This window comes from Prevotella sp. P5-126, assembly GCF_002251185.1.
GTDB lineage: Bacteria > Bacteroidota > Bacteroidia > Bacteroidales > Bacteroidaceae > Prevotella.
This window is the reverse complement of sequence record NZ_NPIZ01000055.1, coordinates 35706-48210: the sequence shown is the minus strand read 5'-3', so window position 1 is coordinate 48210 and position 12505 is coordinate 35706. Positions and strand designations below refer to the sequence as shown.

The following is a 12505-nucleotide window of genomic DNA, read 5'->3' as shown; positions in this document are numbered from 1 at the left end:
CCTTTAACCTTTAACCTATAACCTATAAACTTTAACCTATAAACTAAACACTCCGTGTGCGCATAAAGAAAAATGGGTGTCCGACCAAGTGAACACCCATTTATCTCTAAAAACGATATAAAATCAACTGTTTATCGAACCACCTACAATGTCGAGCAACTCATTGGTAATGGCTTGCTGACGACTCTTGTTGTACTGCAGGTTCAGCTGACGCAATAGCTCATCGGCATTGTCGGTCGCTGTCTGCATGGCTACCATGCGCGCTGCATGCTCTGAGGCAATGCTGTCGAGCAGGGCTGTGTAGAGCATCAGATGTGCGAGCTTGGGGATGAGCAACGTGAGAACGCTCTTCATGTCGGGCTCGACGATGAAGTTGTCGTTCAGAGGTACTGCTTTCTCCTCGCGCTTCTGCTCGTTGCGGGCGTTGCGCTTGAGATAGTCCTGTGCCTCACGCGTGACAACAGTAGTGGTGAGGTCGCGCTCATGGTCACGCTGGAGCTCGCTCTCCAAATCGATGGGGAGGAAGGTCTTGGTGGTGAGCACCTGCGATCCTGCACTCTTGAAGTGGTGGTAGATCAAATCGACCTTGTCTATCTCACCGTGCATGAAACGGCCTCCGAGCTCGCGCGCCAATGCGATGCACTGGGCAACATCGGGATGTTCCACCATGTCGGCATAGTCGGTATGGACCTTACACCCCATCTTGGCGGCTGCATCAGCCACTTTACGTCCGATGGGATAGATCTCAACCTGACCGGCGCCAAGTTGGGCAGAGAGGTCATCAACACGATGCTTGAGCAAACGGATGATATTGGCATTGAATCCGCCACAAAGCGATGAACTGCTGGAATAGACCACCAGTGCCACACGCTTCAAGGGACGCTCTTCGTTGAACACAGTCTGTGCCTCGGCCTCTGCCGCAAGAAACGACTTCAGGATATGCTCCAGCAAGGTCTCGTAGGGCAGCATGTTCTGGATGGCCACCTGGGCATGATGGAGCTTGGAAGAAGCTACCATCTTCATGGCACTCGTAATCTTACGGGTGCTCTGGACACTTGCTATACGTCCCTTGATTTCTTTCAGACTCGGCATAGGCTATCAGGCTTTATAGGTTCCGGCGATGTCTGCCATGACTTGTTCGATACGCTGTGTGGTGGCGTCGTCGATCTTGCCACTGCCCAAGGTCTCGATGACTTCGGGAGCGGAGGTGCGCAGTTTGTCGAGGAAGGCATCCTGACACTCGCGTACTTTCTCGATGGGTACCTCGCGCATCAGTCCGTGTACACCACAATAGAGGATTGCCACCTGCTCGCCTACGGGCATGGGGCTGTATTGTGGTTGGATGAGCAACTGGTTGTTTTTACGACCACGGTCGAGGGTCATGGCGGTCACGGCATCCATATCGCTGGAGAACTTAGAGAAGGACTCCAGTTCACGATACTGTGCCTGGTCGATCTTCAATGTTCCTGCCACCTTCTTCATCGACTTGATCTGTGCCGAACCACCCACACGGGATACGGAGATACCTACGTTGATGGCTGGACGGAATCCTTGGTTGAAGAGGTCGCTCTCCAGGAAGATCTGTCCGTCGGTGATGGAGATGACGTTGGTAGGAATATACGCTGACACGTCGCCTGCCTGGGTCTCGATGATAGGAAGTGCGGTGAGCGAACCACCACCGCGTACATGACCCTTCATGCATGCAGGCAGGTCGTTCATCTGTTCTGCCACCTCCTGCTGTTCGTTCATCTTTGCTGCGCGCTCCAACAAACGAGAGTGGAGGTAGAACACGTCACCAGGATAGGCTTCACGTCCTGACGGGCGGCGAAGGATGAGGGATACCTCACGATAGGCAACAGCCTGCTTGGAGAGGTCGTCGTAAACCACAAGGGCGGCATAACCGCGGTCGCGGAAGTACTCACCGATGGCAGCTCCTGCAAACGGAGCGTAATACTGCATGGCAGCAGGATCGGCTGCTGTGGCGGCTACTACGATGGTATAGGGCATGGCGCCGTGCTCTTTGAGCGACTGTACCAGTGTGGCTACGGTAGAGGCTTTCTGTCCGATTGCCACGTAAATACAATAGACGGGTTTGCCTGCTTCATAGAAACTCTTCTGGTTGATGATGGTATCTACGGCAATGGCGGTCTTTCCCGTCTGGCGGTCGCCGATGATGAGCTCACGCTGTCCGCGACCGATAGGAATCATGGAATCGACAGCCTTCAATCCGGTCTGGAGCGGTTCCTTTACCGGCTGACGGTAGATCACACCAGGAGCCTTACGGTCGAGCGGCATCTCAAATGCTCCTGTCAGGTCGATGTCTCCCTTTCCATCCACAGCCTGTCCGAGGGGGTTGATGACGCGTCCCAACATATTGTCGTTGACGCGGATAGATGCGATGCGCTTGGTGCGCTTCACGACCTGTCCCTCTTTAATGCCTGCCGTTGGACCGAGAAGCACACAACCCACGTTGTCTTCCTCGAGGTTCATCACAATGGCCATAGTGCCATTCTCGAACTCGAGCAACTCGTTGGCTTCTGCATTGCGGAGTCCATAGATGCGTGCCACACCATCGCCGACGGTGAGGACGGTGCCCACTTCATCGAAACTGGCAGAGTCGTTGACGCCCTTGAGCTGTTCGAGCAGCACCTGCGAGACTTCGCTTGGTTTTATTTTGTCTGACATTTGTTTTTAATAATAATGCTTGATACAAGTGCCACGGGGGGACACTATTGCTTATTTACTTAACTGTGTGAGAATGGTGTTGAGCTTCGACTTCACGCTCGCATCCATGCGATAGGTGTCGTACTCAAGGATAAAGCCGCCGATGATATCGGGATTTACCTCTGTCTCAAACTCCACAGTGCCATTAGTCTTACTCTCTACCATCTGGCGCATCTTCTGCTCGGTCTGAGCGGACACACGCGCTGCGGTGGTGAGTTTTCCACGGATGATGTTCTTCTGCTTGCGGTAGAGCGTGATATATGAATTCGCAATGAACTGCATCACGTTCTCGCGGCCTTCTTTCAATACGAGATTGATGAAGTTTCGAGTGAGAACAGAAGGCTGCTCACCGGCGGCAACCGCCAGTATGCCCTCCTTCTTTTCTTTCGAAAGCATGGGATTTTCGACGGTCTGCCGCAGCTGATCTACCTCCAGGTAGCTCTTCGCCAAGGTCATCATGTCCTGATAGACCTTGTCTTCGAGACCTTCAGCGGTGGCTGCCTTCAACAGGGCCCGTGCATATCTGATCGATATTGCTCCAATATCCATACGCAATCATCAATTACTTATTGTCATTTAGCAGAAACTTCATCCAGCATACGGTCAATCAAATCCATCTGCGACTTGTCGTCTTTCAGATTCTCGCGAAGAACCTTTCCGGCAATATCGACACTCAAGGCTGCTACCTGACGACGAATGTCGGCGATTGCGGCATTCTTCTCCTGGGCAATGGCAGTCTTTGCCTCATCCAACAAGCGTGAACCTTCCTGACGGGCTTTTTCCTGGGCCTGCTCCACGATGGCGTCGCGGGTCTGGGCTGCCTCACGGAGTATCTGTGTCTGCTTCTCGCGAGCCTCCTGCAAGATGGATTCTCCTTCTTTCTCGATGTTGGCGAGTCGCTCCTGTGCCTCATGGGCCTTGCGGAGACTCTCGTCGATGAAGTTCTTACGCTCCTCTACCGATTTGGTGATGACGGGGAAACCGAACTTAGCGAGCAGAAGGAAGACCACCAAAAACGCGACGAGCATCCAGAAGAAGAGTCCGAAGTCGGGCGTCAGTATTGATGGTAAATTCATATCCATTTGCTTTGAAGTTTTTTATGGATTACATGAACACGCAAAGTGCGCAAACTACAACGGCAAACAGGGCAACACCCTCTACGAAGGCTGCTGTCAGAATCATGTTTGTACGGATAGTACCTGCTGCTTCGGGCTGACGGGCAATAGCGTCCATAGCGCTTCCACCAATACGACCGATACCGAGACCGGCTCCAATAGCTGCAATACCTGCGCCGAGACCGGCACCAAACTTAGCGAGACCAGCACCTGCGGCTGCCTGTAAAATCAATGATAACATAATCTTAAATTTTTTAAATGGGTTATACTTATTTTTTTATTGTTTACTTTTTTTCTTTAGAGAATGTGTTTATCCTTCATGGTGTTCGGGGTGAGCCAGTCCGATAAATACTGCACTCAACATGGTGAACACGTATGCCTGGATGAATGCCACAAGAAACTCAAGGCAGTTCATGAAGAGCATCATGACGAAGCTCAGCAGGGTAAGTCCACTTCCCAAAACAGCATTGAGTGACCATCCGATGAAGATGATGGCTGTGAAGGAGAGGATAATGGCGTGGCCTGCCATCATGTTGGCAAACAAACGGATCATCAGCGCGAAGGGCTTGGTGAGAATGCCGAAGAGTTCGATGACTGGCATAATAGCCACGGGATAAGCCTTGAGGAATGCAGGCACGTCGGGCCAGAAGATTTCCTTCCAGTATTCCTTATTGCCAAACAGGTTGATTGCCAACATGGTGCACAGGGCCAGGAAGAAGGTGACGTTGATATTTCCCGTCACATTGGCGCCACCGGGGAATACCGGCAACAAGCCCAACAGGTTGGTGATCAGAATGAAGAAGAACGCTGTCAGCAGATAAGGGGCATAGGGACGATAGTGCTTCTCGCCGATGGAGTCCTTGATGAGGTCGTCGTGGATGGTCATGACCAGCATTTCCATCATGCCGACAAAGCCTCTGGGGCTCTCACGCGTCACATCGTGCTTCTTGTACCAACGGGCGCAACTGAGGAAGATGGCGAGCATGACAAATACTACAATCCATATCTGAAGCACACTCTTGGTGATGCTCAAATCCCAAGGACGCACGCTACTACCGTCGGAAAGCCGCTCATAAATCTTACCGTTCTTCGCCTCGTTGAAATAGAAGCCTTGGTAATCGTGACCTTCTTCGGCAGCCTCTTCGATGCGAGAGGAACTGAAACAATGCCATGCTCCCGTTGCCTCACTTCTCACAATGACCGGCAGGGGAATGCTGACATGGGTCTTCCCGAATGTGGTAATGTGCCATTCGTAGGCGTCTGCCATGTGGCCCAACACGATTTCCTTCACGTCAACGCTATTAGACGCTGTCGCATTGACAGGGGACGAAAGCCCAAGTAACAGTAGAAGACTTACGAGTAAATATTTCATTTTCTTTATTTTATGCATTTCGATGAATCTTTTTCTCCACCCTCACAAAGTAAAGGGTATCGTAAATGAGCAGCACAAGGTAATAGACAAGGAAGAGGAAGACGAAGAAGCGAATCTGCATCTCGTCGTCGGCAAGAAACAGATAGATCAGCACGGTGGCAATGCCTGCTATCATACGCAAGCCAGATGCTGCAAGATAGAACGTCGGCAGACTGGCTGATGAACTGGATGCCACCGCACGCCAAGCCAAACCGTAGGTCAGGCTGGCGAACACTTGGAAACCTGCAGCAACGGCAAGGGGCACGCCTATCATCGAAAGGCTTCCCCATACACCGGCACTCAACAGGGCCAGAACAGTCATCACTGCGATGATTGTCAGGCTCTGAATGATATAGGTGACTGCAGCTTTACGCATCATGTGATTTTCTTGTACTTCCGTCATTGGTCTGTTTTCCTTATGCATTGAGTTCTACACAAAGTGCCACCTCATTCTTCTGCACTTCAACAAAACCGCCGGCAACAGCCAGTTGGCTTTTCACACCGTCTGACTTCGCATAGACTACGGTTCCTTCTGTCAGCGCAGAGATAATCGGGGCGTGGTTGGTCAGTATTTCAAACTGGCCCAAGACACCAGGAACGAGAACGCTCTGAACATCGCCCTCAAACTCGATTTTCTGGGGAGAAACTATTTTCAACTTCAACATACGAATTATCCTTTAGCAGCTTCCAACAGTTTTTTGGCCTTTGCCTTCGCATCTTCAATAGTTCCTACATTGAGGAAGGCCTGCTCTGGAAGATCGTCAACCTCACCGTCAAGAATGGCATTGAAACCCTTGATGGTCTCTTCGATGGGCACCATCACACCTGGCAGACCAGTGAACTGCTCGGCTACTGAGAATGGCTGAGAGAGGAAACGCTGCACGCGACGTGCGCGGTTTACGGTCTGCTTATCCTCGTCGGAGAGTTCGTCCATACCAAGGATGGCGATGATGTCTTGCAATTCTTTATAGCGCTGCAGGATCTCCTTCACGCGCTGGGCACACTCATAATGCTCTTTGCCCACAACGAGTGGGTCGAGGATTCGTGAGGTACTTCCCAGAGGATCTACGGCAGGATAGATACCAAGTTCGGCAATCTTACGGTCAAGCACGGTTGTGGCGTCAAGGTGGGTAAACGTAGTTGCTGGAGCAGGGTCGGTCAAGTCGTCGGCAGGCACGTAAACAGCCTGTACGGAAGTGATAGAACCTTTCTTGGTAGAGGTGATGCGCTCCTGCATGGATCCCATTTCAGAGGCAAGCGTAGGCTGATAACCTACGGCTGAAGGCATACGGCCCAACAGGGCAGACACCTCGGAACCAGCCTGAGTGAAACGGAAGATATTGTCGATAAAGAACAAAATATCGCTTGCACCGCCATCCTTACTGCCGCCATCGCGGAAGCCTTCTGCAACGGTCAGACCAGAAAGGGCTACGGATGCACGGGCACCCGGTGGTTCGTTCATCTGACCATACACAAGGGTGGCCTGACTCTTTTTCAGTTCTTCAGGGTCAACCAGCGAGAGATCCCATTTGCCTTCGTCCATGGCCTTGCGGAACTTGTCGCCGTAACGGATAACGCCAGACTCAATCATCTCGCGGATCAGGTCGTTACCCTCACGGGTACGCTCTCCTACTCCGGCGAATACAGAGAATCCGTTGTGCCCCTTGGCGATATTGTTGATGAGCTCCATGATCAGCACGGTCTTACCTACACCAGCACCACCGAAAAGTCCAATCTTACCACCTTTAAGGTAGGGTTCCAACAGGTCGATGACCTTGATACCCGTGGCAAGTATCTCCTTGGTGGTAGAAAGTTCTTCAAACTTAGGAGCCTCACGGTGAATGGGGTAAGCACCCTCCATCGCGAGCTGTTTCATACCATCAATCGGCTGGCCGATAACATTGAGCATTCGGCCTTTGATCTGTTCGCCCGAAGGCATCAAAATAGGAGAACCCATCGGTACGGCTTCCAGTCCACGCTGTAAACCGTCGGTATTGTCCATGGCAACACAGCGCACGGTATCCTCACCGATGTGCTGCTGTACCTCAATCACAAGTTGCGTACCATCCTGACGCTTAATGGTCAGCGCTTCATGAATACGGGGAAGCACTTTCTCTGCGTCTTGGCCTTCGGTATTGAAATAGACGTCAATTACCGGGCCGATGATCTGCGAAATGTGTCCATTAATCTGTGACATAAGCAGTATTTTTATATTTTAGTTAACTTTATTTGCTTAGATATTTTGAACGCAAAATTACTAAGTTTTTTAATAAAAAAGAAAAAATTCACAAACTTTAATGCAACTATTTGTTTATTGCAACACCTTTGCAACACCTTTGCAGCAACATTGAACAATCACCACCCGTCACAGACGACAAAAGTACACATAAAATAGCCCTTAAAATAGCCCTTGGAAAACTAAAACACATCATCCAGTTTACTTTTTACCTTATATTTAATAAGGTATGGTATAAGGGAATGGACATATTATAAAATTATTGCACATTTTTTTTGTGAATGTGCAAAAAAAGCATTACCTTTGCACAAAATTTCGTTATTTGTGCAATGGACAACATACCAAGCTTCAACTCTTACATCGAAAAAACCATCAAAGACAACTGGTTGCTCGATGCACTGACTGATTACAAAGGAGCCACACTACAATATCACGATGTGGCACGCAAAATAGAAAAGCTCCACATTCTCATGGAAGCAGCAGGAGTAGAGAAAGGTGACCGCATCGCTGTGTGCGGACGCAACTCAGCTCACTGGGCTGTGGCTTACCTTGCTACATTCGCCTACGGAGCTGTCATCGTTCCTATTCTCCATGAATTCAATGCCGAACAGATTCACAACATCGTTAACCACTCGGAATCAAAACTGCTTTTCGTAGGCGACTACATCGTCAAGACCATTGACGAAAAGGAAATGCCAAACCTGAGCGGTATTCTGAATCTGCCGGATTTCTCACTCCACACATGCAGAAATGAAAAACTGGCCTACGCCCGCGAACACCTTAATGAACTTTTTGGAAAGAAATATCCGATGGCATTTCGCAAGGAGGATATTCATTGGCACGTGGATTCACCCGAAGAACTCTGCATGCTCAACTACACCAGTGGTACTACCGGGTTCTCAAAGGGTGTAATGCTGCCCTACCGCGCAGTGTGGGGCAATGTGAGTTTCTGCATGAATGCATTGGCACCAAGACTGCCTAAGTTCAGCAAGATTCTCTCTATCCTCCCCATGGCACACATGTATGGACAAGCCATCGAGTTCTTGTTTTCATTCTGTTCAGGCTACCATCTCTTCTTCCTCACCCGACTGCCATCACCTGCCATTATTGCAGAGGCTTTTAAGGAAGTAAGACCACACCTGGTAGTGGCGGTGCCACTCATCATCGAGAAAATCATACGCAAGAGAGTATTCCCCAAGATACAGAACAACGCTATCAAACTGCTTTGGCAGATGCCCGTGGTTTCGAAGAAAGTCAAAGAGCATATCTGTAAAGAGGTATGTGAGGCTTTTGGAGGCAGAGCCTATGAAGTCATTGTAGGAGGTGCTCCACTTAACAAGGAAATAGAGAAATTCCTCGTTGACATCGACTTCCCTATCACCGTAGGCTATGGTGCTACTGAATGTGCGCCACTTATTACCTACAGCGATTTCCACGATTTTGAAAAAGGATCATGCGGTACGCCCGTTGACTACATGGAAGTGAAGATTGACTCACCTGATCCACGGAACACGGCAGGCGAAATTCTGGCACGAGGCACCAATGTCATGTTGGGCTACTACAAAAACCAAGAGGCAACAGATGCCGCACTCGACAAGGAGGGATGGTATCATACCGGAGACCTTGCAACCATGTCGGAAGACGGACATGTGTTTATCAAAGGACGCTCAAAGAACATCCTCATCGGAGCCAGCGGACAAAACGTATATCCAGAGGAAATAGAAGACAAACTCGCATCAATGGCAGTTGTCAGCGAATGTATTATCGTACAGCGCAACCAACACCTTGTGGCACTCGTACATCCTGACATGGACGAGGCCAAAGAGATGGGATTCACCGAGACGGATCTACAAAACATCATGGAGCAAAACCGTCAGCAACTCAACGATATGATGCCTGCATACAGCCGCATACAGAGTATCGAAATCCGATATGAGGAATTTGCAAAAACTCCAAAGAAAAGTATCAAGCGCTACTTGTATAAATAAGAATCATACTAAACTAAACAATCGTAGAAGATGGAAAACGTACCAAGTTTCATACAACTCATCGAGCAAAGCATCAAGACCAATTGGGATCTTGATGCCTTGACCGATTACAAGGGAGCCACGCTACAATATCACGATGTGGCACGTAAGATAGAGAAACTGCATATTCTCTTTGAAAACTGTGGTGTACAGAAAGGCGATAAAGTCGCACTCTGCGGAAGAAACTCAAACCAATGGGCAGTGGCTTTTCTTGCCACGCTGACCTACGGAGCTATTGCCGTGCCTATCCTGCACGAATTCATGCCGGAACAAATCCACAACATTGTCAACCACTCTGATGCAAAACTGCTTTTCGTGGGCGACCATGTGGCTACACAGATTGACCCTGTGCAAATGCCACATCTTGAGGGTATTGTCAACAACCCCGACTACTCTCTCATGCTTTCAAGAACAGACAAACTGACATACGCACGCGAACATCTTAACGAACTTTACGGTAAGAAATTTCCAAAATATTTCCGCAAAGAACACGTACACTACGAATATGAAGACAACGGAGAACAACTGGCGCTGATCAACTATACCAGTGGTACTACGGGATTCTCTAAAGGTGTGATGATTCCCTACCGCGCACTGTGGTCGAACTTCGACTTTGCCGTGAACGTACTGGGCAACACCATCAAAACGGGCGACCGCATCATCTCCATTCTCCCCATGGCACACATGTATGGAATGGCTTTCGAATTTCTATTTGAATTCCTCTACGGATGCCACGTCTATTATCTTAACCGCGTACCATCGCCTGCCATCATTGCACAAGCATTTGCCGACATCAAACCAAGAATCATCATCGCTGTTCCGCTGATCATCGAAAAGATTATCAGAAAGAAGGTATTCCCCAAAATACAAAACAACCGCATGCGTCTCCTCATGGCAATGCCTGTCATCTCCAAAAAGGTAAAACAGATGATCTGTCAGGAAGTGGTGAAGGCTTTTGGAGGTGAACTCTATGAAGTAATCATCGGAGGTGCTGCGTTTAACCGCGAAATCGAAACGTTCCTCCGCAAAATAGAATTCCCATACACCGTAGGATACGGAGCCACTGAATGTGCACCTATCATCTGCTACCGCGACTGGCATACCTTCAGACTGGGTTCTTGCGGACAACCTGTAGTTCACATGGAGGTGAAAATTGACTCAGACAGTCCCAGTACAAAACCTGGTGAAATCTTGGCACGCGGACTCAATGTCATGTTGGGCTACTACAAGAACGATGAAGCTACCAAAGAAACTATTGATAAAGACGGATGGTATCATACGGGAGACCTTGGTACCATGGACGACGACAAAAACGTGTTTATCAACGGAAGATCGAAAAACATGCTTCTGGGACCCAGCGGACAGAACATCTACCCCGAAGAGATAGAAGATAAGTTCAACTCTATGGCTATGGTGGTGGAAACTGTGGTTGTTCAGCGCAACAACAAGCTTGTCGGTCTGGTTTATCCTGATTACGATGAAGCGAAGAATATGAACTTCAACGAGGAGGACATCTACAATGTCATGGAGCAGAACCGTCAGCAACTCAACGAACTACTCCCCGCTTACGAGAAAATCACCGAAATAGAAATACAGAAGGAAGAATTTGAGAAAACTCCTAAAAAGAGCATCAAACGATACCTCTACAAATAAGACGATGAAAGAGTTTACGCACAAGTCTGCGTGTGTAAAGCGGATTTGAAAGCTAATCGGTAGATAAAAAAACTTTGCGCTCCCGTGTTTTGGAAACGCAAAGTTTTTTTTTACGCCAACAGGTCAGCATGTCCGTCTGCATTTTTATGTCACCACGCTCATTGTTTCACTTGACGCTCTAACAGCGAGAAAAACAACTGTTGCAATTGGTTTCCGATGATATGTGGAGAATAACTTTCGGAAATGGCAGAAGAAATGTGTTCGGATGAAAAATGTTCACTGATTAAGCGAACCATTGCATGGCTCAACGAAACCGCATCTTCGGTAGGCACGGTCACACAACCATCATGCTGACGGACGCTCTGCGGAACAACATCGGTGGTAATGACGGGAATACCCGTACTCATAGCCTCCAACAAAACCAAGCCCTGTGATTCGCTACGAGTGGGAAGCACTAAAGCATCAGCAGAGTAAAGGATGTCGCGAACACCAATCTTATCTGTGGTTCCCACGAAACGCACATCTGGAATATTCGCATAAAGGCGGCGGCAAGAGGCAGAATCGGTATCAGGACCAACCAACGTCAGACTGGCATTCACCCCTTGACTCTTCAATCTCCGAAATGCTCCTGCTAAAATATCGTAACCCTTACGCGGAATGAAATTGCCTATGGCACAAAAACGAAACGTATCAGAAGGTTGACGTTTGGCATAATGAAAGAAGCGAGTGTCTATCATATTAGAAACGACCTGATGGGAGTAACGCTTACCAAAATACGGTGCGAGTTCATCCACTAACTCCTCGGAAACGACCACTACCCTATCCGCTTTTTCCAACGCTTCACGCAACAGGGGGATTTCCCATTGTCCCAGAGACGCTCTACGGAACTCTTCTTCATAAATCATGGAAGGAAGATGTTCGGTAATCACAAAAGGGATGCGGTGGTGCTGCGCTATCAACATGGCGGCACGACCTGCCCATTTCACGCAATGGGCATGGATGACGTCGGGACAACCATATTGACGGAAATACTCTTCTGACAATTTCAACACTCCTTTCAGCCATCTATCAACATTGGGACGCACCACCTTGGGGATTCCACGTTGAAAATCACGCCACACCTCTACCCCATCCATGGTTTCTACACCCATAGTATATGGGAGAAAGAGATAGTCTTTCCAACCTTTAGTAATACCAAGTTGAACGCGACTCAATATCCGAACTTCATGGCCGAGCTGCTGTAAAGCCTTGGACTGCTCAAGACAGAACTCGCCACCATAAGGAGGGAAGAATGATGGAATTTCAAGAATGTGCATAAAAAAAGGAAGATCGTAAGTTT

At 48.9% G+C, this 12505-nt stretch carries 12 protein-coding genes; 2 read left to right on the top strand and 10 right to left on the bottom strand.

Features of this window, described 5'->3' with window-relative positions; all coding sequences use genetic code 11:
• Nucleotides 1–123: 123 nt before the first annotated feature.
• From CIK90_RS06735 to atpD, 9 genes are all read right to left on the bottom strand, one after another.
• A complete protein-coding gene (locus tag CIK90_RS06735; RefSeq protein WP_094389927.1) occupies nt 124–1092 on the bottom strand; it encodes a F0F1 ATP synthase subunit gamma in 969 nt (322 codons plus the stop codon).
• 6 nt (nt 1093–1098) lie between these two features.
• Entirely contained in the window at nt 1099–2685 is a 1587-nt protein-coding gene (gene atpA, locus CIK90_RS06730) for a F0F1 ATP synthase subunit alpha (protein WP_094389926.1), read from the bottom strand.
• 51 nt (nt 2686–2736) lie between these two features.
• Nucleotides 2737–3273, bottom strand: a complete 537-nt coding sequence (locus CIK90_RS06725; protein ID WP_094389925.1) for a F0F1 ATP synthase subunit delta — start codon at nt 3271–3273, stop codon at nt 2737–2739.
• A 23-nt stretch (nt 3274–3296) separates the two neighbouring features.
• Nucleotides 3297–3806, bottom strand: a complete 510-nt coding sequence (gene atpF / locus CIK90_RS06720; RefSeq protein ID WP_094389924.1) for a F0F1 ATP synthase subunit B — start codon at nt 3804–3806, stop codon at nt 3297–3299.
• 22 nt (nt 3807–3828) lie between these two features.
• On the bottom strand, nt 3829–4083 hold the full coding sequence (gene atpE, locus CIK90_RS06715; protein ID WP_094389923.1) for an ATP synthase F0 subunit C: 255 nt from the start codon (nt 4081–4083) through the stop codon (nt 3829–3831).
• 66 nt (nt 4084–4149) lie between these two features.
• The gene (gene atpB, locus CIK90_RS06710) at nt 4150–5211 is read right to left on the bottom strand and encodes a F0F1 ATP synthase subunit A (RefSeq protein WP_094464660.1); all 1062 of its coding nucleotides are present in this window, start codon (nt 5209–5211) and stop codon (nt 4150–4152) included.
• 10 nt (nt 5212–5221) lie between these two features.
• Nucleotides 5222–5653, bottom strand: a complete 432-nt coding sequence (locus CIK90_RS06705) for a hypothetical protein (RefSeq protein WP_144007235.1) — start codon at nt 5651–5653, stop codon at nt 5222–5224.
• Nucleotides 5654–5666: 13 nt separating this feature from the next.
• Complete coding sequence (gene atpC, locus CIK90_RS06700; protein ID WP_094389921.1) at nt 5667–5915, bottom strand: ATP synthase F1 subunit epsilon; 249 nt, start codon at nt 5913–5915, stop codon at nt 5667–5669.
• A gap of 5 nt (nt 5916–5920) precedes the next feature.
• Complete coding sequence (gene atpD / locus CIK90_RS06695) at nt 5921–7447, bottom strand: F0F1 ATP synthase subunit beta (RefSeq protein WP_094464658.1); 1527 nt, start codon at nt 7445–7447, stop codon at nt 5921–5923.
• Nucleotides 7448–7815: 368 nt separating this feature from the next.
• Here atpD and CIK90_RS06690 point away from each other — a divergent pair, with 368 nt between their 5' ends.
• Nucleotides 7816–9474 (top strand): AMP-binding protein, encoded by a 1659-nt coding sequence (locus CIK90_RS06690; RefSeq protein ID WP_094446306.1) that lies wholly within the window; start codon nt 7816–7818, stop codon nt 9472–9474.
• Between the two features lie 30 nt (nt 9475–9504).
• Nucleotides 9505–11166: an AMP-binding protein gene (locus CIK90_RS06685; protein ID WP_094464657.1), complete on the top strand. Its 1662-nt coding sequence runs from the start codon at nt 9505–9507 to the stop codon at nt 11164–11166.
• A gap of 158 nt (nt 11167–11324) precedes the next feature.
• Here CIK90_RS06685 and CIK90_RS06680 read toward each other — a convergent pair whose 3' ends face one another.
• Entirely contained in the window at nt 11325–12482 is a 1158-nt protein-coding gene (locus tag CIK90_RS06680; RefSeq protein ID WP_094464656.1) for a glycosyltransferase family 4 protein, read from the bottom strand.
• Nucleotides 12483–12505: the final 23 nt, after the last annotated feature.

Bases quoted from the DNA above. Each gene is read 5' to 3' on its own strand.
- CIK90_RS06705 (WP_144007235.1), bottom strand. From the start codon at position 5,653: ATGACGGAAGTACAAGAAAATCACATGATGCGTAAAGCTGCAGTCACC.
- CIK90_RS06690 (WP_094446306.1), top strand. From the start codon at position 7,816: ATGGACAACATACCAAGCTTCAACTCTTACATCGAAAAAACCATCAAA.
- CIK90_RS06680 (WP_094464656.1), bottom strand. From the start codon at position 12,482: ATGCACATTCTTGAAATTCCATCATTCTTCCCTCCTTATGGTGGCGAG.
- CIK90_RS06735 (WP_094389927.1), bottom strand. From the start codon at position 1,092: ATGCCGAGTCTGAAAGAAATCAAGGGACGTATAGCAAGTGTCCAGAGC.
- atpA (WP_094389926.1), bottom strand. From the start codon at position 2,685: ATGTCAGACAAAATAAAACCAAGCGAAGTCTCGCAGGTGCTGCTCGAA.
- atpB (WP_094464660.1), bottom strand. From the start codon at position 5,211: ATGAAATATTTACTCGTAAGTCTTCTACTGTTACTTGGGCTTTCGTCC.
- CIK90_RS06685 (WP_094464657.1), top strand. From the start codon at position 9,505: ATGGAAAACGTACCAAGTTTCATACAACTCATCGAGCAAAGCATCAAG.
- CIK90_RS06725 (WP_094389925.1), bottom strand. From the start codon at position 3,273: ATGGATATTGGAGCAATATCGATCAGATATGCACGGGCCCTGTTGAAG.
- atpC (WP_094389921.1), bottom strand. From the start codon at position 5,915: ATGTTGAAGTTGAAAATAGTTTCTCCCCAGAAAATCGAGTTTGAGGGC.
- atpD (WP_094464658.1), bottom strand. From the start codon at position 7,447: ATGTCACAGATTAATGGACACATTTCGCAGATCATCGGCCCGGTAATT.
- atpF (WP_094389924.1), bottom strand. From the start codon at position 3,806: ATGGATATGAATTTACCATCAATACTGACGCCCGACTTCGGACTCTTC.